This window comes from Chitinophagales bacterium (genome assembly GCA_020635995.1).
Taxonomy (GTDB): Bacteria; Bacteroidota; Bacteroidia; order Chitinophagales; family UBA8649; genus JAFMKE01.
The window spans coordinates 33275-56877 of sequence record JACJYS010000009.1 but is presented as its reverse complement, the minus strand read 5'-3'; the positions used below and the strand labels follow the sequence as shown (position 1 = coordinate 56877).

20 protein-coding genes are annotated in these 23603 nt (G+C 31.6%); 2 read left to right on the top strand and 18 right to left on the bottom strand.

Features of this window, described 5'->3' with window-relative positions:
- Positions 1-33 precede the first annotated feature (33 nt).
- The 9 genes from H6578_11715 to H6578_11675 form a co-directional block, all read right to left on the bottom strand.
- On the bottom strand, positions 34-1308 hold the full coding sequence (locus H6578_11715) for an ABC transporter permease (protein MCB9227818.1): 1275 nt from the start codon (positions 1306-1308) through the stop codon (positions 34-36).
- Entirely contained in the window at positions 1301-2053 is a 753-nt protein-coding gene (locus H6578_11710; GenBank protein MCB9227817.1) for an ABC transporter ATP-binding protein, read from the bottom strand. Before H6578_11710 ends, H6578_11715 begins: the two co-directional genes overlap by 8 nt.
- The gene (locus H6578_11705) at positions 2046-3053 is read right to left on the bottom strand and encodes a BtrH N-terminal domain-containing protein (protein ID MCB9227816.1); all 1008 of its coding nucleotides are present in this window, start codon (positions 3051-3053) and stop codon (positions 2046-2048) included. Before H6578_11705 ends, H6578_11710 begins: the two co-directional genes overlap by 8 nt.
- Positions 3053-3448 carry a hypothetical protein gene (locus H6578_11700; protein MCB9227815.1) on the bottom strand — a complete coding sequence of 132 codons (396 nt, stop codon included), beginning with the start codon at positions 3446-3448 and terminating at the stop codon, positions 3053-3055. Before H6578_11700 ends, H6578_11705 begins: the two co-directional genes overlap by 1 nt.
- The gene (locus H6578_11695) at positions 3445-3909 is read right to left on the bottom strand and encodes an ABC transporter permease (GenBank protein ID MCB9227814.1); all 465 of its coding nucleotides are present in this window, start codon (positions 3907-3909) and stop codon (positions 3445-3447) included. Before H6578_11695 ends, H6578_11700 begins: the two co-directional genes overlap by 4 nt.
- Positions 3909-5045, bottom strand: a complete 1137-nt coding sequence (locus H6578_11690; GenBank protein ID MCB9227813.1) for a beta-ketoacyl-ACP synthase III — start codon at positions 5043-5045, stop codon at positions 3909-3911. The genes H6578_11695 and H6578_11690 overlap by 1 nt, the downstream gene beginning before the upstream one ends.
- Position 5046: 1 nt before the next feature.
- Positions 5047-5943, bottom strand: coding sequence for a dialkylresorcinol condensing enzyme DarA (locus H6578_11685; protein ID MCB9227812.1), 897 nt, complete (start codon positions 5941-5943; stop codon positions 5047-5049).
- 78 nt (positions 5944-6021) lie between these two features.
- A complete protein-coding gene (locus tag H6578_11680; protein MCB9227811.1) occupies positions 6022-9183 on the bottom strand; it encodes a T9SS type A sorting domain-containing protein in 3162 nt (1053 codons plus the stop codon).
- A 103-nt stretch (positions 9184-9286) separates the two neighbouring features.
- Positions 9287-10066: a hypothetical protein gene (locus H6578_11675; GenBank protein ID MCB9227810.1), complete on the bottom strand. Its 780-nt coding sequence runs from the start codon at positions 10064-10066 to the stop codon at positions 9287-9289.
- A 156-nt stretch (positions 10067-10222) separates the two neighbouring features.
- Between H6578_11675 and H6578_11670 the strand changes: the two genes are divergently transcribed.
- Both H6578_11670 and H6578_11665 read left to right on the top strand, forming a co-directional pair.
- Positions 10223-12751, top strand: a complete 2529-nt coding sequence (locus H6578_11670; protein MCB9227809.1) for a VWA domain-containing protein — start codon at positions 10223-10225, stop codon at positions 12749-12751.
- Between the two features lie 37 nt (positions 12752-12788).
- A complete protein-coding gene (locus H6578_11665) occupies positions 12789-14246 on the top strand; it encodes an oligosaccharide flippase family protein (GenBank protein MCB9227808.1) in 1458 nt (485 codons plus the stop codon).
- Between the two features lie 100 nt (positions 14247-14346).
- Here H6578_11665 and H6578_11660 read toward each other — a convergent pair whose 3' ends face one another.
- Genes H6578_11660 through H6578_11620 form a run of 9 tightly spaced genes read right to left on the bottom strand, consistent with a single transcriptional unit; the run spans position 14347 to position 23023 of the window.
- Positions 14347-14772: a MerC domain-containing protein gene (locus tag H6578_11660; protein MCB9227807.1), complete on the bottom strand. Its 426-nt coding sequence runs from the start codon at positions 14770-14772 to the stop codon at positions 14347-14349.
- A 51-nt stretch (positions 14773-14823) separates the two neighbouring features.
- Complete coding sequence (locus H6578_11655) at positions 14824-16188, bottom strand: short-chain fatty acid transporter (protein MCB9227806.1); 1365 nt, start codon at positions 16186-16188, stop codon at positions 14824-14826.
- A gap of 36 nt (positions 16189-16224) precedes the next feature.
- The gene (locus H6578_11650) at positions 16225-17349 is read right to left on the bottom strand and encodes an ABC transporter permease (GenBank protein ID MCB9227805.1); all 1125 of its coding nucleotides are present in this window, start codon (positions 17347-17349) and stop codon (positions 16225-16227) included.
- Positions 17349-18482 carry an ABC transporter permease gene (locus H6578_11645; GenBank protein ID MCB9227804.1) on the bottom strand — a complete coding sequence of 378 codons (1134 nt, stop codon included), beginning with the start codon at positions 18480-18482 and terminating at the stop codon, positions 17349-17351. Before H6578_11645 ends, H6578_11650 begins: the two co-directional genes overlap by 1 nt.
- Before the next feature lie 2 nt (positions 18483-18484).
- Positions 18485-19228 carry an ABC transporter ATP-binding protein gene (locus tag H6578_11640; protein MCB9227803.1) on the bottom strand — a complete coding sequence of 248 codons (744 nt, stop codon included), beginning with the start codon at positions 19226-19228 and terminating at the stop codon, positions 18485-18487.
- 3 nt (positions 19229-19231) lie between these two features.
- Entirely contained in the window at positions 19232-20146 is a 915-nt protein-coding gene (locus tag H6578_11635; GenBank protein ID MCB9227802.1) for an ABC transporter ATP-binding protein, read from the bottom strand.
- An 18-nt stretch (positions 20147-20164) separates the two neighbouring features.
- The gene (locus tag H6578_11630) at positions 20165-21070 is read right to left on the bottom strand and encodes an HlyD family efflux transporter periplasmic adaptor subunit (GenBank protein ID MCB9227801.1); all 906 of its coding nucleotides are present in this window, start codon (positions 21068-21070) and stop codon (positions 20165-20167) included.
- A gap of 24 nt (positions 21071-21094) precedes the next feature.
- Positions 21095-22372 carry a TolC family protein gene (locus H6578_11625; protein ID MCB9227800.1) on the bottom strand — a complete coding sequence of 426 codons (1278 nt, stop codon included), beginning with the start codon at positions 22370-22372 and terminating at the stop codon, positions 21095-21097.
- Between the two features lie 27 nt (positions 22373-22399).
- Positions 22400-23023, bottom strand: coding sequence for a TetR/AcrR family transcriptional regulator (locus H6578_11620; protein MCB9227799.1), 624 nt, complete (start codon positions 23021-23023; stop codon positions 22400-22402).
- Between the last annotated feature and the right edge of the window lie 580 nt (positions 23024-23603).

The following is a 23603-nucleotide window of genomic DNA, read 5'->3' as shown; positions in this document are numbered from 1 at the left end:
CAGCAGAGCATTGTATAAGCGTTCAGCGAAAACTTACATACTTCTTTTATATTTATCTACAAGTATAGATGTACCCACAGTGGCTACAAAAAAGATAAAGAAATACAATAATTGAGGTAAAATAGCAACTAAATTTCCATTTCTTAAAAGCACATTATAAAAAGCTTCTATGCCCCAATGCATAGGCGATAGGCGTGCAAAAAACTGCATAAACTTTGGCATCATAAATATAGGCATCCATATACCGCCTATAGCCGCCAAAATAATAACTGAAGTTGCCCCAAATGGTGCAGATTGCTCTTGCGTTCTAAAAATAGTACCTACCAGCACACTATATCCCACTGCCGCCAAACCTGCAAAAAGAGCAATTAAAGTCATTAATCCCATTTTTCCCTCTACATTTAAAGCGTATAAACCTATATAAGGGAAAAAATATTTACCTACCAATATCATAATAAAAAACTGCAATAAACATATTATCAAATATGTAATGGTTTTGCCCATAATAATAACAAAATAAGAAACAGGACTGGTAAACAACCGCACTTTTGTGCCTTGTTTTTTCTCTTTTACAATATTAATAGACAAAGGAATAACTATAAAAAATATAGCAAAAAGTGTCCAAGCCGGTACGTTGTGCTGCACGGCATTGGGAGCTATTTGTAGTTCATTTTCAAAACTAACTTCTTTAAATCTAATAAAATCATCTTCGCCAAAATTTTGTATGTCCTTCTCCCCCAACTCATTTTGTATTGATGTGTAAATTTCTTGTTTTTCTATTTTAGAAATCATCATGTCAATAGCATTAATCAAACCACTTTTTAATGCATTTTTAGTAGCCGGATCAAAATAAATTTTTATCTCTTTAGAAATAATTACTGTAGTGTCTAATTCATTTTTTTCATACATTCCCATTTTACTCATTATACTCATAACATTCTGATTTACTTTGCGTTGCAAATCATTAGAAACATCTTTAGGAATTACTATTGCCAAAGGATATTTTCCCTTATATACTAAATTTTTAGCCTCTTTTTCAGTAATATTTTTTTGATTTAGAGTATCTATTATTTCAAATGCTTTATCCTCTTTTATGTTTTGTATTATTCTTTTAGATAAAGTACTTTTATCTAAATCTACCATTAAAACACTTATCTTTTTATCTTCTTTTTGCTTAAATGTACTGTCTTGTATTAGGGTTATGGTTATTACCAAAATTAATGGCATAACAAACAAAATAATTAACCCACCAAAATCTCTTTTAAGTAGCAAAAACTCTTTATATATGCTCATTAAAAGCTTATGCATTGGCTACCTGCTTTGTACTTAAAGAAATAAAAACATCTTCCATATTTTGGGCATTATCCGTTAAAGCTATAAGATTTTTAGGTGTATCTACAGCTAACAGCTGACCTTGGTTGATAAAAGCTATTCTATTACAAAATTCTTGTGCTTCTAATAAATGATGAGAAGTATAAACTATAGTTGTATCATTTAGGTTTAATTCATTTAAGAATTTAATAATCAACTGTTTAGAATGAACATCCACACCTACTGTTGGCTCGTCTAAAAACAATATTTTAGGATTGTGCAACACTCCGGCTATTAAATTAATTCGTCTTTTCATGCCTCCGGAAAAAGTGTTTATTAATTTATGAGCAGCATAATCTATTTCTAAATACTTTAAATATTTGTTTATTTTTTCTCGCAATTCATTGCCTTTTAAGCCATACATACTACCAAAAAACAATAAATTTTCATAAGCTGTAAGTTCGGGATACAAAGCGTACTCCTGTGGCACTACTCCAATTATAGATTTTATACTTTTTTTATGATTTGTATAGCTTAAATTATTAATTGAAAAACTCCCGGAAGTAGCTTTTATCAACCCAAAAAGAATAGAAAGCAGTGTTGTTTTTCCTGCTCCGTTTGGTCCTATTAAACCTAATTTTTCTCCTTTATTTACTAATAATGAAAAATCTTTAAGAGCAAAATCATCTGCACTTTTATACTTTTTGTACAAACTGTTAATTTGGATTATTGCCTTATCCATTTTTTTTAATTACCCTTTTCAGCTTTCTAAAAAAAGCATTTTCTCTCTCATAAATATGCATCATTTTATCGGAAAGTACTTGATACACATTGCTGGTGTTTGACCTATTTTTATAAACTCTTGCTATTTCTACTGCGAAATCTCGCCATAAATCGCCTATTGCCGTCATTTCTTTAGACATTTCAAAAAGCTCTTTATTCTTCAATATGTCGGAAGCTTCTTGCAAAAACGCAGCATAAACATATCTAAATCCGCCACCGCCTGTACCTATTTCCTCTTGCATTCTTACCAGTTGTGCCAAATAATGATTGGTAATTTTTGCTCCTTTCTTTTTATGCCAAATCACTATATTTTTAGCCACTCGTCTTATTGCTTTTACTCCCACAAAAGACAAAGGTGCCAACATAGTAAAGCAAGTTAATTTAATACCTTTTATTATGGCTTTTTCTAAATCTATATTTTTAGGAACATAGGTGGGATAATACATGTGCCCGTGAGGTGCTAATATTCCTTTTGAAAATCTCACTTTTTCTAATTCTGCTACAGATAAACTGGTGGTCTGCAACATTACGGGGTCGCTTATTAAATATCTATCGCCTTCTTTGCCAAAAACTACAATATTATGTGCATTAAAATGAAAACGGTATTCATCAGGAAAATAACTTAAATTATAAACGCCTATTTGTAAACCTGTGGGAATATTTTTAGCCAAATTTTGGTCTAAAGCTTCTTGTGCTTTTTGAGGATTTTTAAATTTTTGACGCTTAATTTTTATCCCTAACTTATTAGCCACTCTATTAAAAATAGCTCCCGGTGTAGGTCTGAAACTAAAGCCCGGAGCATGATAGACCCTAAGTAAAGGCATATAAAAAAACAAAATTCCCGAACCGATACCAAAAATCATAGGTTCGCTTAAATGTAAGTCATTAAATGCCAATAAATTAGAGGCTACGCCATTTTCGCAGTGTGCTGATTGATGATGCTCAAACTTTTTTGACATTATATACTTTTTAATTCTTGCAATGAAATGTTAAAAGCTTTTGCGTATTTCACCAATGTGTTTTGTGATAGTTTATTAAAAATAAAAGGATATTGATGCAAGCGAACAATAACAGAATTTATACCTACATAATCGGCTAAAGTAGCCCAGTCCATTCTTGATTTTTCCATATAATATACTATAGGACTTTTGCTGCCCTTAATTACTAATTCTTTTGCTGCTGCAATTCTATCTTCGCCAAATTCAAGGCATTCGTTTAGCGCTTCTGTTTTAACGCTCCAGCCTGTACTGATGCCTGTAGTATATTTACCTTCATCATCTACAGCATAATACAATTCTTTTATGTTCACTTTTTCTAAAAAACCCCCATCTTGCGGTATTTCCTTATTTTTCATGGTCTTTCAGTAATTATTAAATTAAAATCTGCTTCTAACAACAATTTTTCATTACAAAATGTTTCACTTTTCATAGTGCAAATTACAAAACTATCGGTTTCTACCTTAGAAACAAGGTTTGCCGTAGAAACTAAAGTTTGATTTACCTGAGGCAAACTGTACAAAGTTAAATTTTTAATAGAATTAATAAAGCCTATTACTGTCCTTTCATAATTAATTTCTTCGCCTTTTTCGTCTATAAAAAATGATTGCCCCACTACAGAAGAGCAAGTTTGAGCAGCGTGTTCTATTAAACCAAACTCTGTTAAAACTTTGTTTTCAATTAAACAATTGGGTTCTGCAATAAGATATTCCGTTTTAACATGCTGGTGGCTTAGTTCTAATAATCTATCTACCATAAGCATAGGTGGCTTATGTGGCAAAAACTTGCTGATGATTATATCTTTAGGATTTATAGGCATTACACTACTTCTAATAAAGCTATGGTATATGAAAAACGACCACTTTCAGGCACTGAAAGCATTATTTTTTGTCCCTTTTTAAGTTGCCCCAAATTCATTAATTCTTCTATCATTAAATAAATAGATGCTGCTCCTACATTGCCCACTTTGCTCAAATTCATAAACCATTTTTCTTTAGGAATTTCATATCCGGCATCTTTTAATGAGTTGTACAAACCTTCTACAAAAAAGTTGGAAGAAACATGAGGCAGAAAATAATCTATTTCATCAACTTTAAAATTGCGTTTAGCCACAGTTTGCTCCAAACTTTCTATGCCTTTGCTCAAAATATATTCATCTAAAAGTTTTATATCTTGCTTAAAAGACATTAAAGATTTGTTTCTCATATCTTTTGGCTCATAATCTAACCAAGATTTTATTTCTCCATTCTCCATTTTATCGCCACCGGCATACATACAGGTTTCTAATTCAAAAGCATAAGAGTAATAATCTATCCATTTTATTTCTAAAGAAACACCTTCTGTATTAGGCTTATTTTTTAACAAAACTGCTCCTGCTCCGTCTGACAACATCCAGCGTAAAAATTCTTTTTTAAAGGCAATAATGGGTTCTTCTTTTAAGGATTTTAAACTTGCTACTTCTCCTTCAAATTTGCTTGACAGCATCCACGGAGATAAACGTTCGGAGCCTGTGCAAACGGCATTAGTAGTATTGCCACACATAATAGACATATAGCCATATTTTAAAGCATTCATACCGGCATTGCATATCCCTGCTGAAGAGTTTAACTCTACCGACCTATTTTTTAATAAACCATGCACCATGGCTGCATGAGAAGGTAAAAGCACATCGGGAGTTGTAGTGCCACAAGAAAGTAGCTCCAAATCTTTATCTGTAAAATTCTGTTCAAATAACAATTTTATCGCTTCAGCGGTTAATTGGGCATTTGTATGGGTTTGATTTCCATTTTTATCTAAAGCATAGTATCTTGTTTTAATACCATTATTACGCAAAACAACAGCTCTGGCTCTTGAATTTGTATCATTAATTTTACCCAAATAACTTTCCATTTCATCATTACTAACAGGCTCATTAGGCAAAAATTTACTACTTTTTACTATGTAAACTTTGTTCATCTTATATGGATTGGTAGTAGTTTAACTCTTTCTTTCTCTTCAAAAAAAATAGTGGGTATGTTAGTGCATAAAGCAAAAAAGCGATAGGCATTAACACCCAAATTCCAATCCACAAATATATGGAAAATAAACGGAGTAAAAATGGTCTTTTAGGATTTCCATAAATCCAGTTAGCCCATAAACTGAACAATTTATTGGCTCTAACATCTGTAAAGATTAAGAAATGGTTAATATTAACAGCACCTGCTTTGGTAAGTTCTTTCTGCATATTTTGGTAGTCCGATTTTTGGATATATGGAAGTATAATATCTCCAAATTTTACCGAAGTGTCTATATCGTCTTGTTGTACTCCCGGCTTTGGAAAAAAACCAAGATAGCGAGTTTTCTCTCCTGTAAACATCCAATGCAAAATAGTTAAAACGCTAACATGATTAATATTTCTATCTGTTAAAGCTATATTGCCTACTATTTCTGCTTTATAATCCGATAAAATGGCATGAATTTTTTCTTGAGCTCTTGCCCACATATTTCTACTTCCCGAAAGCGTTAGTACTTTTTTCCCATTAAATAATTGCTTGGCTTCTTCGTTTTTAAGAAGAGAATTTATTGGAATAGAAGGTGTTAAATACCAAACTTGGTAAGCCAAAATAATTAAATCATAATCTTGATTTAGTATTTCATTGGGAATAGGTTTAATTTTTTGTGGTATCTGCAAAAAAGTTTTTGGGAAGGCATTAAAAAAGCTTTTGCTCGTCCACGGAAATGGAAAAGGTTTTTCCATTTCAATTTTAAAAAAAGTAAGGTCAATACTGTTATCTAATAGTGGTTTAGTAACATTATCTATTATTTCTTTAAGCTGACCACTTTGAGTATAATAAATTACTAATACTTTTTTCATTTTATAAGGTTAGGGTTAAATATAAATTACAAACGCCACCAAAAATAAGGTGGCGTTTGTAATTGCATTATTAATAAACTATTTTTTAACTATTTGTTTATTTCCTTGTAGTTTGCCATCTACGCTAATGGTAACTGAATAAACTCCTGTAGTTAAATTGCTTAAATCAATTTGTTTATCTTGTACACCAGAATTTAGTTTGCCATAAGACTGAGCATAAACTACTCTTCCCATCATATCAAATACTCTTAAGTTTACATCTGCATTTTTCTTTAAATCAAACTCTACAGTTGTAGTAGCAATAACAGGGTTAGGATAAATATTAACATTTGTCAATGCTAAAGGCGTATTTACAATACCCGTTTCATCATCTGGCCACTTATATGGTTCAGTATCGCATCCACCACTTGTTAAAGTAGTACATCTAAACATACCACCTCCGTGAGTTCCTGCATATAATACGTGACAACTTTCTTCGTACATCCACTCTTGACGTAATCTATAAACCGGTATTCTACCAAATAAACCATTATTTTCTTCATTCCAAGTTAAGCCTGCATCATTAGAAGTCCAAATACCTAATTCTGTAGCCAAGATATATCTATCAGGATCATCTATATCTATTACACAATCATAAACAGGCATATAAGGCAATGTAGCATCTGTCTGTTGTAATGCAGTAATAGTAGGAGAACCTGATAAAGCATTTTCTACTCTATATACTTTTCCTGAGCTATTAAAACCATTAGCTGTAACTAAAACAGTATTAGGATCATTTTTATCTACACTAACGCCTTCCAGTGCTGTACCATTTGCTATAGGAATACTTATAGGTCCTCTAACATTTAATAATCCGGAAGTACATGATGAGTTAGCACAACCAGGTAGGTCTGTACTATCTACATTGTTAAATATATATTTATCAAGAGAATCTAACGGCTTTGTTACTTGGTTTAACCCTTCTACTATATATAAACTTCTTCCTACTACGTAGTATAACTTATCTCCATCTGAAGTAGCATCAAAACTATTAATACTTGAAGAAGAGCTTGATATTTTATAAAAATGTGGTTCTTGATTTTTTTGAAGAGGATTTGTACACATCCACAAACCACAAGTAGAAGTTACAAAATACTTTGCATCATACGGATCTGGGAATAATAAAGTATCTCCGGGATAAACAGTACTAGTTAACGGTCTTTCAAAAGTTATTTCACTAGAAATATAACTGGTTATTTCATATACACTTTTAGTTATAACCTCTCTATCTACCGTAGTACCACTTTCAGAAACTGTAGTAGTAACTGTAACTTGTCTATCAGGATACAAAGTATCTCTAATTATTTGCGTAGAACCATTAGCTAATAATAAAGTATCGTTTCTTGCTATAAGAGTAGCTCTATTGGTTGGGTTAGCTACATTTGAGCTTTCTAATAAATAAAATGGATAAATAAATCTAGTATAATCTGAATTACAAGCAGTTGGACCACTTGAACAAGAAATTTTACCACAAGCTCCTAAATCTATATTCTTATCTAAGAAACTGTTTGTTGACAGACCTCTATTTACCGAACGATTGATGCTCCCAAAATAAACACCTGCAAACATAACGTCCGGATCAAAATTAGAAATTTCTGCATACACACCATCTCCACCAGATATTTCTGAAGCAGCTTGTACGGAGCTACCTAAACCATCTATATATTGTGAACCATTATCTTGATTTCCAGATAATACTTCTCCATAAGCTCCTGCACCCATACCATAAACTTGTAAGGTTGCATATCCTTTATTTTTTTGAATATAATTTAAGTTTTCTGGAAAACCTGTTAATGCATTATTACAAAGTGTAACACCGCCATCGCTACCTACTAACATAGTATTTCCCGTAGGATCTTGAGGGTTAAAAATAATTTTATGTTTATCAGCATGTATATAATCACTATCAAAAGGAGTTCCTCCCTCTGTATCTATAATATCCGCTCTTCTAAAGCCAATACCTTCTCCCCAAGTATAAAGTGTTATTCCTCCTATGTATATTTTATTTTCATCCGCAGGGTTTACTGCTATGGTCATATCGTACCAACCTTGTCCGCTACAAGTTCCATAGGGAGAAGTAGGCTGATTGAAAGGATCATTTTTAAATGAAGGGGCTCCACTTTGAACTATTTTAGTCCAATTATCACCTCCGTCTGTAGAACGGTAAATACCTTCCATACAATATTGAGGGCTATAAAATCGTGAAACTATAGCATAAACATAATTTTCATTAGAAGGAGCAATAGCTATATCTGCTCTCGTACCCGTTCCTACATTAGGTGCTATAGTCCATCCTGACTGAAAATTATCCACTACTGATACACTTCTATAAAGTACACCATTTCTAACGGCAAATGCTATCTGCCCATCACTAGTGATTTGTATAGCTTGTATTTGCCCACCAGATAAAGGACTTGAAGCAACAGTAAATGTAGCACCACCATCTGATGAAATATGCAGTCCGTTCTCAGAACCAGCTAAAACAACTTGACTATTTATAGGACTTACAGATATGGCATTCACTCCACACCATGTACAACCACCAGAAATAACTTGGTTATCATTAGCATCATTAGTAGCTGTTAAGTGTTGCCAAGTAGCTCCCCCATCTGATGATTTAAAAATACCATTTCCAGGTGATTGAGAATTAAAACTTGAACTACCACCAGATAAAGGATTCCCTAATCCCTCTCCTGTTCCTACATATATAGCTCCATCACTACCTTGTGCTATAGAAGCTATAGGGAAATTACCATTATAACTTACTACTCTCTCCCATGAATTTCCTCCATTTTCTGAAACAAATAAACCGCCCCCTACACTACCTGCCCATAGCTTATTAGGAACGTTAGCATCAAACATTAAGGCTCTTGTTCTTCCGCCCTGGTTGTCAGGACCTATTAAATTCCATTGTAAATTTAATGCTCCACTTTTAGCATGTACATTTTTTAAGTAATCGGCTCTTCTATGCGCTGCGTATAAATCTTGTGGGTCAAAATAACCTTTTTCAGGATTAACTAATTTCTCATAACGCCATTCTAATGCTTCTTTAATTCTTTTGGCTTTTGGTTGCTTATTGCTTTTCTTTGTTACCTCTACAGTTTTATTTGCAACATCACCATTTTTTAGATGATTTGAAACAAAAAATGTAGCTACTGCTATAATACCAACCACTAAAACACTCAGTAAAATTTTTCTCATATTTATGCTTTCTATTTAGATATAATTTAAACAAGCCAAATATATGGAATATTTAGCTAAAAATTAACATAATTTTCGTCTTTTTATTGTAATTTCTTTAAAATTACCACCTTTTGCCCAGTTGAATGCCCAAATAAAGGTTTAAAATATAGGGTTTATTCCTGTTAGTAATATAAACAGGAAGCTTTTTATAATATATATCTACTTGTGTACCTACTTCTAAACTTTTAATAAAAGATTCTCTACTTGCCCAGTCAAAATTTAATCCTAATTTTAAATGTGCACCTGCTACGGGTTTTATTTTATTAAATCCTGCGCCTATTCCTGCTGCACCATATATATGTGTATTGGCGTTTAATGGATCTAAAAATACCTCCGGATTATTTTCATCATAAAAATAAACCTTAGTATTGCCTACATCATTTTGTTCTATTATTTTTAAGCCATAAGGTTTTAATATCCCCAATGAAACGCCTCCCATATACACGAAACAAAGTCTTACTCCAGATTTCTCAGCTTTTTCGGCTATTACTTTTTTCTGTCCGTATAATACATTTATACTCCAAAAATTATTTTGCTTACCATAAAAATAAGGTACAGCATCGGAATAAGAGGTATATATAGATTTTGTTTTTCTGTCTTTAAAACTTCTATAGTAGAAAAAATTTGTTTGAAGTACGTTTCGTTTCCAGATATTTTTAATCCATACTCTTTCAAAAAAAGCACTAAATCCATTGGTATGTATTCTTGCTCCTAAGCTCCATTCATGCTTAAAAACCATGTTTTCTTCATCAGCTAAGCTAATCTCTCTCTTTTTACTTTTTTGAGCTAAAAGAGTTGACTGCACTGTTAATATTAAAATGAATACTAATATTTTTTTCATAAAAAGATATTGTAAAGCTAATGAAAGAAATTGATTTTTACCAAATTAAGTTTAACAATAAATTATTATTTACATATTGAACTCCATTTTTTTGATAATGCATCATAAATAGCTATTTTTAGCGTTTTAAAATTGCACTTTTAAAATGACATTATTTTGAAAAAGTACTTAATTTATATATTTTTTATTGGTTTAATTTTCAATAACAGTTTAAAAGCTCAAAAATTAAAGAAAATAGGTATTGAGTTTAAAACGCAAACATACAACTTTGGCGATATTCAAATGTGGGAAAATCAGCCTGCTATTTTTGAATTAGTTAACAAATCAAATGTAAGTTTAAGTATATTACCCATTTTTTCGGAAAATGATTTAGAAGTAATTTATCCCGATAAAAACATAGCTCCCAATGAAAAAGTAATTATAAAAGCCATTTATTACACTTCCGGCACAGGGAGTTTCACAAGAAAATTTCCTATTTATTTTGATAGAAGCCCCGAAGCTTATTACTTAACCATAAAAGGAAATATAAAAAGCCTATCTCCTACGGCATATATACAATGCCCTATGGCAAAACCCGAACACAGCAAAACTAAAGGCGATTTAGTAGGCTTGGTAGTAAATGTAGATACTGATATGCCCATTGAAAATGCCGAAGTTATACTTCAACAAGTAGGCTCAAAAACAAATGCTGAACTTTTAAGCGATAGAACCGGAAATTTTTATAGTAAATTGCCCTTTGGAAATTATCAAGTAATAGTTAAGAAAAATGGTTTTGAAACTCATAATAGCTTTTTTTACTTAGGGCAAAACACAGGAAACCTAAAAATTAAGCTTATTCCTGTTTCTAAAACTCCCTTACTTTCTGAAAATATAGATAAAAAAGAAGATAGACTCAATTCTTCTACTGAAAAATATGAACCTAATAAAGTAGAAAACGTTTCTACGCCAAAAACAGATTTTAAAAAGGAAGAACTTCCTAAATACAATGAAGAATCTTTAAGCACTAAAAACGATAATGTAAATGCTCCAATTAAAAACAATGATATAGATAAAATAGAAGACGTAAACACGCCTAACGAAAATTTTGTAAAACAAGATTTACCAAAATACAATGAAGATAATCTGCCTAAAAAAGACGAACCAATAGCGAGTAACACTACAAACAACACTCCTGAAAAAGTATATACCTACACTATACACAACACTTTTGAAAAACCTATTGAAGAAACACCAAAACAAGAACAGAAAGAAACAATACCCCAAAAAGAGGAAAAAATATATAAACCTTATGAATCTGCATATTATGACAAGCCAAAAGAAGAAAAAGAACCAAAAGAAGTAAAAGATTATGGCGATTTTGGATATTCTACTCCAGAGAAAAAAGAGATAGAAAAACCAGATATACAATATGAAAACAGCACAAAATACCGCTTTAGATTTGTAAATGAAGATACCTACCAGCCTATACCAAATGTAGAATTGCAAATAAAATCTGATGAAATACCCACAGTTAATGATAAAGGAAGTGAATTAGGCTCTTTTGAAATAAAACTACCTATTAATGAGTATGAACTTACCGCAGATGCTCATAATTTTTTGCCGACTACTATAACTATAAACCCTAATGACGATACTAAAGTAGTAAGAGTTTATTTAAAACCTACCAAAGAGCCTGAGCCGGAATTAGTGGCATTAAACACTACAGAAAAAGTAGTTCCAGAAGTAATAGAAAAAGAAGAGCAAAAAGAAGTTGCTCCAATAAACGAACCCACTCCCACTAAAGTAGAAGAAAATAAAATAGAAGATACAAAACCACAAGAAAATGATAGAAAAGCATCATTAGATTCTTTACAAATTGTAATGGCTCAAATAGAAGCCGAAAAAGCAAAAATGGAATTAGAATTAGCTAAAGCCAACTTAGAAATCAGCAAAAAAGAAAATGAACTTTTGGCTAAAGAATTAGAGCTTTCTAAAAAAGATGCGGAGATAAACAATACTAATTCGCAGTTGGAGCAAACTAAGCAAAACTACGAAACTCAAATAGAACTGCTTAAAGAAAACACTCCTGAAAATACAACTCCTAAAGAAACAAGCATTGAACTATCAAGAACAGAATATGCAGCAAACAATGTACTTTTCTTAATAGATATTTCATCTTCAATGGCTAAAGAAAACAAAATGGAACTATTGAAAGAATCTATAAAAAACCTAACCAGTGTGCTTAGAGATATAGATAATGTTTCTTTAATAGCCTACAACCAAAAAACGAACGTTATACTTGAAGGTGTTTCCGGAGCCGACAAAGGTAGCATTATAAATGCCATAGACAGCCTACAAAATTATGGTTTAACTTATGGTGTTAGAGGTTTACAAACGGCTTACGATTTATTAAACTACCATTACATTGGCAATGGCAATAATCAGATAATATTAGCCACAGACGGATTGTTTAGTAAAGTAAATGCTTTAATGACAGAAAACGAACTAAATAAAGAAGTAAAAAAACACGTAAAAGAAATGGGCATTAAATTATCGGTTATAGGTTTTGGGCAAGATGAAGAAGGCGATAAATTAATGCAGAAATTGGCAGAAAGTGGCTCGGGGCAGTACATAAAAATTAAAAACCCGTGGGAAGCAAGAACTGTTTTAATAGATGAAATAAAATTAAACAGTAAAAAACTTTAGCTTTGACTTTTCTTAGCTTTATAAAAAATTATAACCGTTGAGCAAATTAAAGCAATTAGCTAACCAAACTTTAATATATGGAATTAGTACCATACTGGTTCGTTCTTTAAACTGGCTGATAGCTCCTTTTCAAAGCTATGTTTTTGACAATAGCCCGGCAGGCGTTGGTATAATTACCGAAATTTATGCTTATGTAGCTTTTTTTAATGTGCTACTAATGTACGGCATGGAAACTGCTTTTTTCCGTTTTGCTTCTCATAAAAGTGATGCTAACAAAGTTTTTAGCACTGCTTTTATTAGTTTGCTGGGTACTACTTTTATTTTTGCTTTAGGTATTTTTTTAAGTGCCGACAAAATAGCCGCACTATTATCTTACCCTAACTATGGCTTTATTATTAAGTTGGTTGCTCTTATTTTAGCTTTTGATACGCTTAGCAATATTCCTTTTGCTCGCTTAAGGTTAGAAAGCAAGCCTTTAAAATACGTAGCCATAAAACTGCTTAATGTAGTATTAACGGTTACACTTAACATTGCACTTTTATATCCAATGTATAAAAATGCCCAAAACGGTGGCGTTTTTGATGAAAAACAAGCACTTTTTTATGTTTTTCTCGCTAATATGATTGCCAGTTTAGCTACATTTTTAGTTTTTATACCTCAAATTATTAAAACAAAACTACAATTTGATAAACAAACGTGGCAACAAATGCTCAAATACGGCTTACCGCTTGTTATTGTAGGTTTAGCAGGCATTGTTAACGAAACCATTGACCGTATTTTACTAAAATATCTATTGCCTGGCACACTTGAAGAAAGAAACGTGCAAGTAGGTATTTATGGCATGGCGTACAAGCTAAGCATTTTTATGAGTTTAGTGGTGCAAGCCTACCGCATGGGAGCAGAACCTTTCTTTTTTAAGCAAGCTAAAGATGATGATGCCCTCCCCGTTTTAGCTAAAGCTATGGACTTTTTTGTTATAGCCGGAGTAGCAGTTTTTTTGGCTGTTTCTTTAAATTTAGATTGGATAATAATGGCATTAGGACCAAGTTTTAGGGCAGGGAAAGATTTAGTACCTATTCTATTAATGGCTTATTTGTTTTTGGGTATTTTTTACAATCTAAGTGTGTGGTATAAAGTAGGCGATAAAACACATTATGCCACTATTATTTCTATTACAGGAGCCGTAGTTACTATACTTATAAATGTATTGTTAATACCCAAATATGGCTATTGGGCAAGTGCGTGGGCTACATTTTTCTCTTATTTTGTTATGACAGTTTTCTCTTGGCTGTGGGGCAAAAAATACTATCCTGTGCCGTACAATATAACAAAAAACTTAGTTTATATAAGTATAGGAATATTTATATACTTAGTGTTTTATTTTGCACCTATAAACAACCTGTTTATTAAATTAATTTTGGCAAATGCTACTTTAGTACTTTTTATAGCCTTTGCTTTTGGGCGAGATATAAAAAAGTTGTTAAGCAAAAAATAATACTTTGTAAAACACGAAATAGATTAGACTATTTTGTGTTTTACAATGGTAAATGCCCATAGAGCAATACCTTTAATCTCATAAAGATAAATCAGCAAAACTAATGGCTGTGCACTGTGCACGCATAAGTATTTGCCCATCTGTAATTAATAACCTGCGACATAGCTATTAAAAGAGCAAAAAATACCTCTAAAGCTACTTTATACCAATTTAATTCATGAGTATGCCATATTATATGAATAGAAAAAGCTCCTATTATTCCAATTAAAAAAATAATTAAAGGAGCAAATTTATGATAGTGCATAGAAATGCCGTGCCTCATAGAATACAAACCTAAAGCTGCCGTAGCTCCCAGCAAAGTAAACTCTATCCATTCAGGTGGATGAAAAGCTATATTTACCATAGGTAAAAGTGCTATTAAAAAAGGGAACGTTAAGCAATGTACCAAACACAATGCAGATAAAAATACACTTAATTTTAATCCGCTGTGGTCGTGTGGGTGATGATGTTTATGGCTTCTTGACATAAATGCTAAACAATGCTTAATGCAATTGAGTTGCAAATAAACGGACTTTTTTCAAAAAATTATTAAAATAGTTGTGAAAATAATTAAACCTAAAACAAATAACAATAAAGTATAAGGCAATATATCTTTAGCTTTTAGCTGTGTAATACCCAGCAATGGCAATGCCCAAAAAGGTTGCAGCATATTGGTAAGCTGGTCGCCATAACTCATAGCCATAATTAATTTTTCTATAGAAACACCCGTATTTTTTGCCGAAGCTATAATAATAGGAGCTTGCACCTGCCACTGCCCTCCTCCACTGGGAATAAAAATATTTAACAATCCTGCACTTAAAAATGTAAACAATGGTAAAGTAAAATTATTAGAAATTTCCGTAAAAGCATTGGCTATTAGTACCGCTAATCCGCTACCGTTTATAATTCCCATTATACCAAAATACAAGGGAAATTGTATTAAAATTCCACTTACATCCCCTATTGCTTCTTCTAAAGCAAACAAAAAGTTTTTAATATTGCCATGTAGCAGAATTGCCAAAGATAAAAGCAACAAATTTGTGGTTTCTAAATTTAAAATGCTCAGCACGCTACCACCCTCTTTAACTTTGCTGTAGCTCAAATAAACAAAATATAAAAGCATAACCGCTCCCACCAAAATACTTAAATAAGGTTTTAACTCAAATTTATCAGCTAAAGCGTTTTCATTTTCTATTAAAATTTTATGTTCATGTATCTTTTTTAAGTTTGGAATTACCATATTTTTAGTTTGTTTGGCAAAAAAGTATAAGACAAGTGGAATTATAAAAACAACAATTAATGTTGCCACTATATTCATAGAGCTAAATAAAGTTTTTTGCAATGAAATAACGCCAATTTCATTAACATAAGTATGAGTTGCCCCGGCTACAGTTAAAGGAGCAGAACCCGACAATCCACCATGCCAAACCATCATGCCGATGTATGCCACAGCCACTACCAGTGGATAATTTATGGCTTTATGTTCTTTTTTAAATTTATCGCCTATTTTTCTGGCAAATATTGCCCCAAAAATTAGCCCAAATCCCCAATTAAACAAAGAAACTAAAATAGTTAACAAACTCACTAAAAAAACAGAGGAAGCTGTATTTGTACAAAATTTAAGCACCCAATCTATTACTTTTTCTGCCGGTTTTGAAAGTGCTATAATATGCCCTAAAACCAAAATAAGCATCATGTGGATAGTAAATGCCAATAAACTACTTTTAAACATGCCACTAAACCAATAATTCATGAGTTCTGTACCATAAAAATTGGTGTTTGCATTTTTAGCCGTAAAAATCCACGCTAAAATAAAACTGATAATGGTAAGCAACAGTCCTATTGTTAATGGAGAAGGGAAATACTTTTTAAAGAAATTATTATAAGCTTTAAAGAAATTCATAAAGCTAAGGTATAAAATTCCTATGATTTGCTCTTATCAAGAAATTTTCTTATAATTTAGTAACGACCATACGTTGAAAAATATAGCCATGCAAAACATTATTAAAAAGTGAAATTTAATATCCATAAAATTACTACCTTTTAGCACTACCATACGCACTACTTCTATAAAATAAGTAACAGGATTCAAATGTGCTATCCATTGTGCCCATACCGGCATACTATCTATTGGGGTAAACAAACCTCCCATCAATATAAATATCATCATAAAAAAGAAAGCTAAAGACATGGCTTGCTGCTGCGTTTCGCTATAGGTAGATATTAATAAACCTATGCCCAACATTACCACTAAATAAATACCTAAAAAGGAATATAGTAAAAGTAGCGAACCTACCGGTACTATATGATATACTATCCTTGCTATACCAAATAAACCCAAACTAAACACAAGAATGCCTATAATCCAAAACGGAATAAGTTTTCCTAATAAAAAATAAATCTTTTTAACCGGTGTAACATTTATTTGCTCTATAGTTCCTATTTCTTTTTCTTTTACAATATTTAAAGCACTCATATAGGCTCCCACCATAGTAACTAAAAGTACTAAAATACCCGGAACCATAAAAAGAGTATAATTCAAATATGGATTAAACCAATTAATATTTACTACTTCAATTTGCTGCATTGAAACCGGCTTATTATTAGTTTGTATGTAATCTACCTGTATTTCAGAATTAAAATTTCTAATAATACTACTTAAATATGCCGAACCCACCGATGCTTTAACTCCATTTATTGAATTAGCGGCAAGAAATAAACTTGATTTACTTTCTACCAATAAATCTTTCTCAAAATTTTGTGGTATTTCTATAATAATATCCGAATTATCGTGCTGAAACTCTTGAAAAGATTCATCAAAAGAATTGCTATAATCATTTAGCTGAAAATATCCCGAAGCAAATATTTTATCTATTAGTTTTTGAGAATAAGTACTATGGTCGTGGTCAACAACTGAAATATTGATGTTTTTAATTTCATAATCTGCCGCCATAGGCAATATTAGTAATTGAATAACAGGCATGGCTATTATTAATCGTAAAATAGTGGTATTTCTAAGAATTTGTCGGAATTCTTTTTTTAGCAATATTTTCAGTGTTCTCATTATTCTAAACGGGTTTTAAATTTTTTAATACTTACCAATAACAAAAACACTGTCATTCCAGTAAGAATTAGCAACTCTTTCCATATTGCTTTTATACCTAAACCTTTTATCATTATAGATTTTACAATTATATAATACCATTTTGAAGGAATAAGATTAGATATATATTGCAAAGGCAAAGGCATATTTTCTAAAGGAAACATAAATCCTGTAAATAAAACCGTAGGCAGTAGCATTCCCATTAATGAAAGTAGCATAGCTGTTTCTTGGCTGTCGGTTAAATTAGATATTAATAAACCTAAAGCTAAAGCCGTACATATAAGAATAGAACTGGAAAAATAAAGCAATGCCAAGCTCCCATTTATAGGCATGCCCATAACAAACGAGCTCAACAATAAAATAACGGTAAGATTAATAAGCGACAAAATAAAATAAGGAACAGCTTTAGCTATTACTACCATAACGGGGTTAAATGGAGAAACCAACAAAACTTCCATAGTTCCTAATTCTTTTTCTCTAACTATAGAAACCGAAGTCATAAGCACACACACTAAAAGTAAAACTAAAGCCATTACTCCGGGCACAAAATTATATACTCCTTTAAGCTCGGGATTATAAATCATGCGTAAATCTGTAGTTATTTGCATAGGCACAGAAGCTCCGTTCATTAACTGCTGCTGATAGTCCATTATTATGCCCATAGCATAAGTACTTAAAGTATTGGCAGTATTTGGGTCCGAAGCATCGGCTATAATTTGAATTTGTGCTTTATTTAAGTGTGCTAAATCATCATTAAAATTAGCAGGAAAAACTATTGCCAACTTCACTTTTCCTGTTTTAAATGCACTTTCTATTTCACTATGACTCAACAATGATTTTTCTACTTCAAAATACTTACTGGCTTCTATTTTATTAATAATTTCATGAGAACTTATGTCATTAGCATAATCGCACACTACTATTTTTGAGTTTTTTATTTCATTAGTAAGGGCAAAACCAAAAATTAATATTTGTGCCACAGGCATTCCAAAAAGTAATAACAAGGTTTTTTTATCTCTAAAAACATGATAAAACTCTTTTTTTACAAACGCCCAAAACTGGGAATCAAAAAATGAAAATATCTTTTTACTCATCTCTATTCGCTTCTTTTTGCTCCTCTTGCTAATTCAAAAAATACTTCATCCATAGAGGCTGCATTATACTGTTTTTTTAAATTTATAGGGCTATCTAATGCTTTTATAACACCATCTACCATCATAGAAACTCGGTTGCAATATTCTGCTTCGTCCATATAATGTGTGGTAACAAAAACAGTTATTCCCCTGTCTGAGGCATTATAAATCATGTCCCAAAACTGCCGCCTTGTTACGGGGTCAACACCTCCTGTGGGTTCATCTAAAAATACAATTTTAGGATCGTGCAAAATGGCTACCGAAAAAGCAAGTTTTTGTTTCCAACCTAAAGGCAAACTACCTACTAATTTTTTACTCAAATCTTGCATACCCAAAGTTTGTATTAATTGTTCACTTTTGGTTTTTAACTGTTTATCACTCAAACCATATATGCCACCAAAAAAATTAATATTTTCTACCACGGTTAAATCTTCGTACAAAGAAAATTTCTGACTCATATAGCCTATATTTTTCTTTATTTCTTCGGTTTGCTTATATATGTCAAAACCTGCTATTGTAGCTTCGCCAGAAGAAGGAACACTCAAGCCACAAAGCATACGCATAGCTGTTGTTTTTCCTGCTCCATTTGCTCCTAAAAATCCAAAAATTTCGCCTTTATACACATCAAAAGTTATTTGATTGGTAGCTACAAAATCTCCAAATTGCTTAGTTAGCTTATGAGTTGATATTACAATTTCTTTATCCATCAATTACATTAAATTAATAAAACAATCTTCAATAGTAGGTTCTATTGTTTTAATTTCAATTTCTTCATTTCCACTTAATTTTAGCTGCTCAATTAATTGATTTTGCAGTTTAATATCATTTTCATTTTTTAGCGTAATGTGATGATACTCTCCAAAAGCATTGCAGCTTTTTATAAGCTCGTTCATTTTCAAATTATTCAGCAACTTACTCATATTATTAGCTTTTATGGCAAACAATTTATCGGGATATTGCTCTATTATTTTGGCAGGTGTATCTATAGACATAATACTACCATTTTGTATTAAAGCAATGCGTTCGCACAGTGTAGCTTCGTCCATATAAGGAGTTGAAACTAAAATAGTTATACCTTGATGTTTTAAGCGTTTTAGCATTTCCCAAAACTCTTTCCGAGAAACGGCATCTACGCCAGTAGTAGGTTCGTCTAAAAACAATACTGACGGGCGGTGAATTAACGCGCAGCACAAAGCCAATTTTTGTTTCATTCCTCCCGATAGCTTGCCTGCTCTCCTATCTTTAAAAGGCTCTATTTGTATGTAAATGTCCTTTATTAAATCGTAGTTTTCTTCAATGCTGGTATTAAATACCGTAGCAAAAAAGTTTAAGTTTTCCTCTACGGTTAAGTCTTGGTATAAAGAGAATTTTCCCGGCATATAGCCTACTCTTTTTCTTATTTCTTTAAACTCTTTTTGTACATCAAAACCATTTACTTGTGCTGTGCCACTATCGGGCAAAAGTAAGGTTGTTAATATTCTAAAAATAGTACTTTTACCTGCTCCGTCCGGACCTATTAATCCAAACAATTCGCCTTCATTTACAGAAAAAGAAACATCTTTTACTGCTTTAACTTCGCCTTTGTTATAAGATTTTGATATGTTGTTTAAAACTACGTCCATCACTGCTAAAAAGTGCTATGTTTAATTAAAATTTATTTCGCCATACATACCTATTTTGTATGTGCCGTCATTAACTACATTTATTTTTACAGCGTAAACCATATTAGCTCTTTCATCCTTTGTTTGTATAGTTTTAGGTGTAAATTCTGCTTTATTGCTTATCCAAGTTATAGTGCCTTCGGTTTCTTTAAAACCGCCATTACCATCATCGGTATAAACTTTTACTTTTTGGTTTAGCGTTATTTGCGGTAGCTGATTGCCACTAATATAGGTTCTCAAAATTATGGTAGATAAATCTGCAATTTTATACAATGGTTTGCCCATGGCTGCCATTTCATTAGTTTCGGCAAATTTTGTAAGCACCGTACCTTTTACCGGATTAATAAGTATTGATTTTGCAATTTGGTCATTTAACTGTTCTTGCTGAACAAATAAAGACAAAGCATCATTTCCTATACCTTGATTAGTTATTTCTAATGCCGATTTTTGAGCTTCTATTTGCTTTTTAATCACTTCAATATTAGCATTAATATCGTCTAATTGTTTTGAAGGAGCAGCATTTTCTTTTACTAAATTGGCATATCTGTTTCTTTCTGTTTCGGCAGTTTTTAGCTGCTGCTGTAATGCCGATAATTGCACTGAAACATTTGGTCTTTTGCTTAAAATAGATTTTATTTGAGCATCTACTTGTTTTTTCTTTAAAGAAAGCTGTGTTGTATCTATATAACCTATATACTGGTTTTCTTTTAGCTCCTGCCCTTCTTCTATATTTAATTCTTTAATAGTCCCCATTGCTTCTGCCGAAATAATAGTTTCTACCGCTTCAAAAGAACCCGATGCATCAAAATCTCTATCTTCATTATTGCATGATGATAATGCAATAAAAGATGCTATAATTGAGAATAAGAATAATTTATGATTTTTCATTTTGTCAATATTTTTTAGTTGTTTTTAATTTCCAAGAGTTGTTTTATAATTGTACTGAGCCATTAGCAACTGTATTTTATGCAAAGCTAAATTTTGCTGAGCTTGATTTTGAGCATTTACCGCTGTTACATAATCATTTGAAGTGGCTGTACCGTATTCTAATTGATTTTTAGTAGTGTTTTTCACATTTTCTTTTAAACTTATAATATCATTATCCGTATTTATTAACTGAAGATATTTGTCAATTTCCGAATTTTGTTGTTGCAATAATAAATTGGTATTAAACAAAAACATTTGTCTTTGTATATCAACACCTTGCTTATTCAAATCCACTATTTTCTTTTCCTTTTTAAATGTATAAAAATTGGAAATTCTCCAGTTTAATCTCAAACCGGTTATATAATATCCGTCTAAATCATTGCTTAGCATATTTAATGCAGGGCGACCTACTCCACCTTGAAAAAACAAATTAAAATAAGGCAAAACCTTTGCATTTATGAGTTTTTTCTGTGCATCAAAAGTTTTTTCTTGCATTTCAAACATTAAGAGTTCCGGTCGGTTTATTTCGTTGGTATTTATTTGAAATTGCGGTTTTACTAATTCGGTACTTTCTGTTATTTCTGTACCTATAAAATGAGATAACATTTGAGTAAAAGCTTTTCTGTTAACATCTAATTCTATTATTTTTTGATTGGCTTTTAACAATTCAGCTTTTAAATTATCGGCATCACTTTGTACCGCCACACCATTTTCTATAGCCGCATTTAATTTATTAATACCTACTTTAATATCTTTTATCAATAAGTTAACTTGTTCATTTTGAGCATCTATTAGTAGTATTCCAAAAAATAAATTATTAATGCGTTCGTGTAGTTTGTACAGTTCCACTTCTATTTTTTGCTCTTCTACTTGATAATTTGCTTTTATTACTTCTTTTTGATTTTTTAGGTTAAACAAATCGGTAATAGGTTGCACCACTTCCCCATAAAGTTTATATTGGTCTTTACTTATTTTAGGAATATCCACATTTGGCAAAGGAATTTGTACCTGCGTAACTTCAGATTGATAAGTAGCCTGACCATAGATGCCCAACTGAGGCAAATATCCTTTATTGGCATTATCTATAGAGTATTCTTTAGATTTTTCAAGTAAATTAAATTGGCTTATTAATGGATAATTCCGATTAGCCATTGCATAGCAACTATCTAAATACAATACCGTATTTTGTGCCGATACAATATTAATATTCAAAAACAAAAACAATATTACTGCTATATTTTTTATATTTTTTAGTTTTGTCATAAACCTTTTATTATTAGTATTAAATCATTATTTTTTAAACATAAATTCCATCCATATCGGAATCATTTTTTTTCTTTCTTCCATCAGTTGTTCAAAATTTGTTTCACTTAATCCTGCACCATACATTATCATAGGCTTAGCTATAAATGGGAAAACCACTAAAGACAACATATTTAATATAAAATGTAGCGGATTGTGTTCTTTTATTTCTTCTTTTTTAACCGCTTCTTTAAATTGTTGAATAAAAACAGAGTTTAGCAAAATATTTTTTAATGAAATTTTATCCATTAATATTTTGGGGTTATTTCTTATTTCGCTAACTATAAAAGTTGGTATTTCAGGATTTTTAGATATTAAGTCTATATATTGTGCTGCAAATATTTCTGCTTTGTCTTTCAATGAGGTCTTTTCATTATTTAAAACATTTACCATACTTTGAAAAAAGGTAAGCATTGTTTCTAACATAATAATTTCAAAAAGTTTTGATTTACTTCTGAAATAATAGTTTATCAAAGCCAAATTAATTCCCGATTCTTCGGCTATATCTCTTGTGCGAGTAGCAGAAAAACCTTTTTTATGAAAAACAATTTTAGCCGCTTCTTTTATTTTATCTTCAGTACTACTGTCTATTTCCGCTTTCTTTTTAGCCATTTTTAATACTTATTGGGTGCAAATATAAAACTATTTTTTTGATTTAAACTAATGTTTTAATCATTTGTTTAATTTTTTTTATCTTGTTCGTTATTCTATATACTATGCTGGCTCGTCTTGCAGACGATAAGATGCCTGCCTGTTGTAGTCCTACATCTCATTTTATACTATCCAATTTTGTTTTCTCGCAATGTCTCAAAAAACACAAAGTTCTACCCTTCTATGGTTAATAGTATGCCATTTTATTTGCCCTGAAAGGATGCTTTGAGTGTTCTACACTCGTGTCACAACTACAAGCCGTAGCACTAGTACTTCCAACAGAAAAACGTCTTTGCGAATGAGGCACGAACGAAGCCTGCCTTCGGCAGTCAGGCAATCTCTACAATAACCGAGGAATAACCTGACAGGTTACATCCAAATCAGGCTATTAACCCTATTGATAAAAACTACAGATTCGTAGATTGCTTGTATCCGTTCGCAAAGACGAACCGATACAAGCACGTCTTTGCGAGAAAATTATGACGAAAGAATAATTTTTGTGGCAATCTCAATCAAGTAAAAAAATTTGAGTGATAATCAC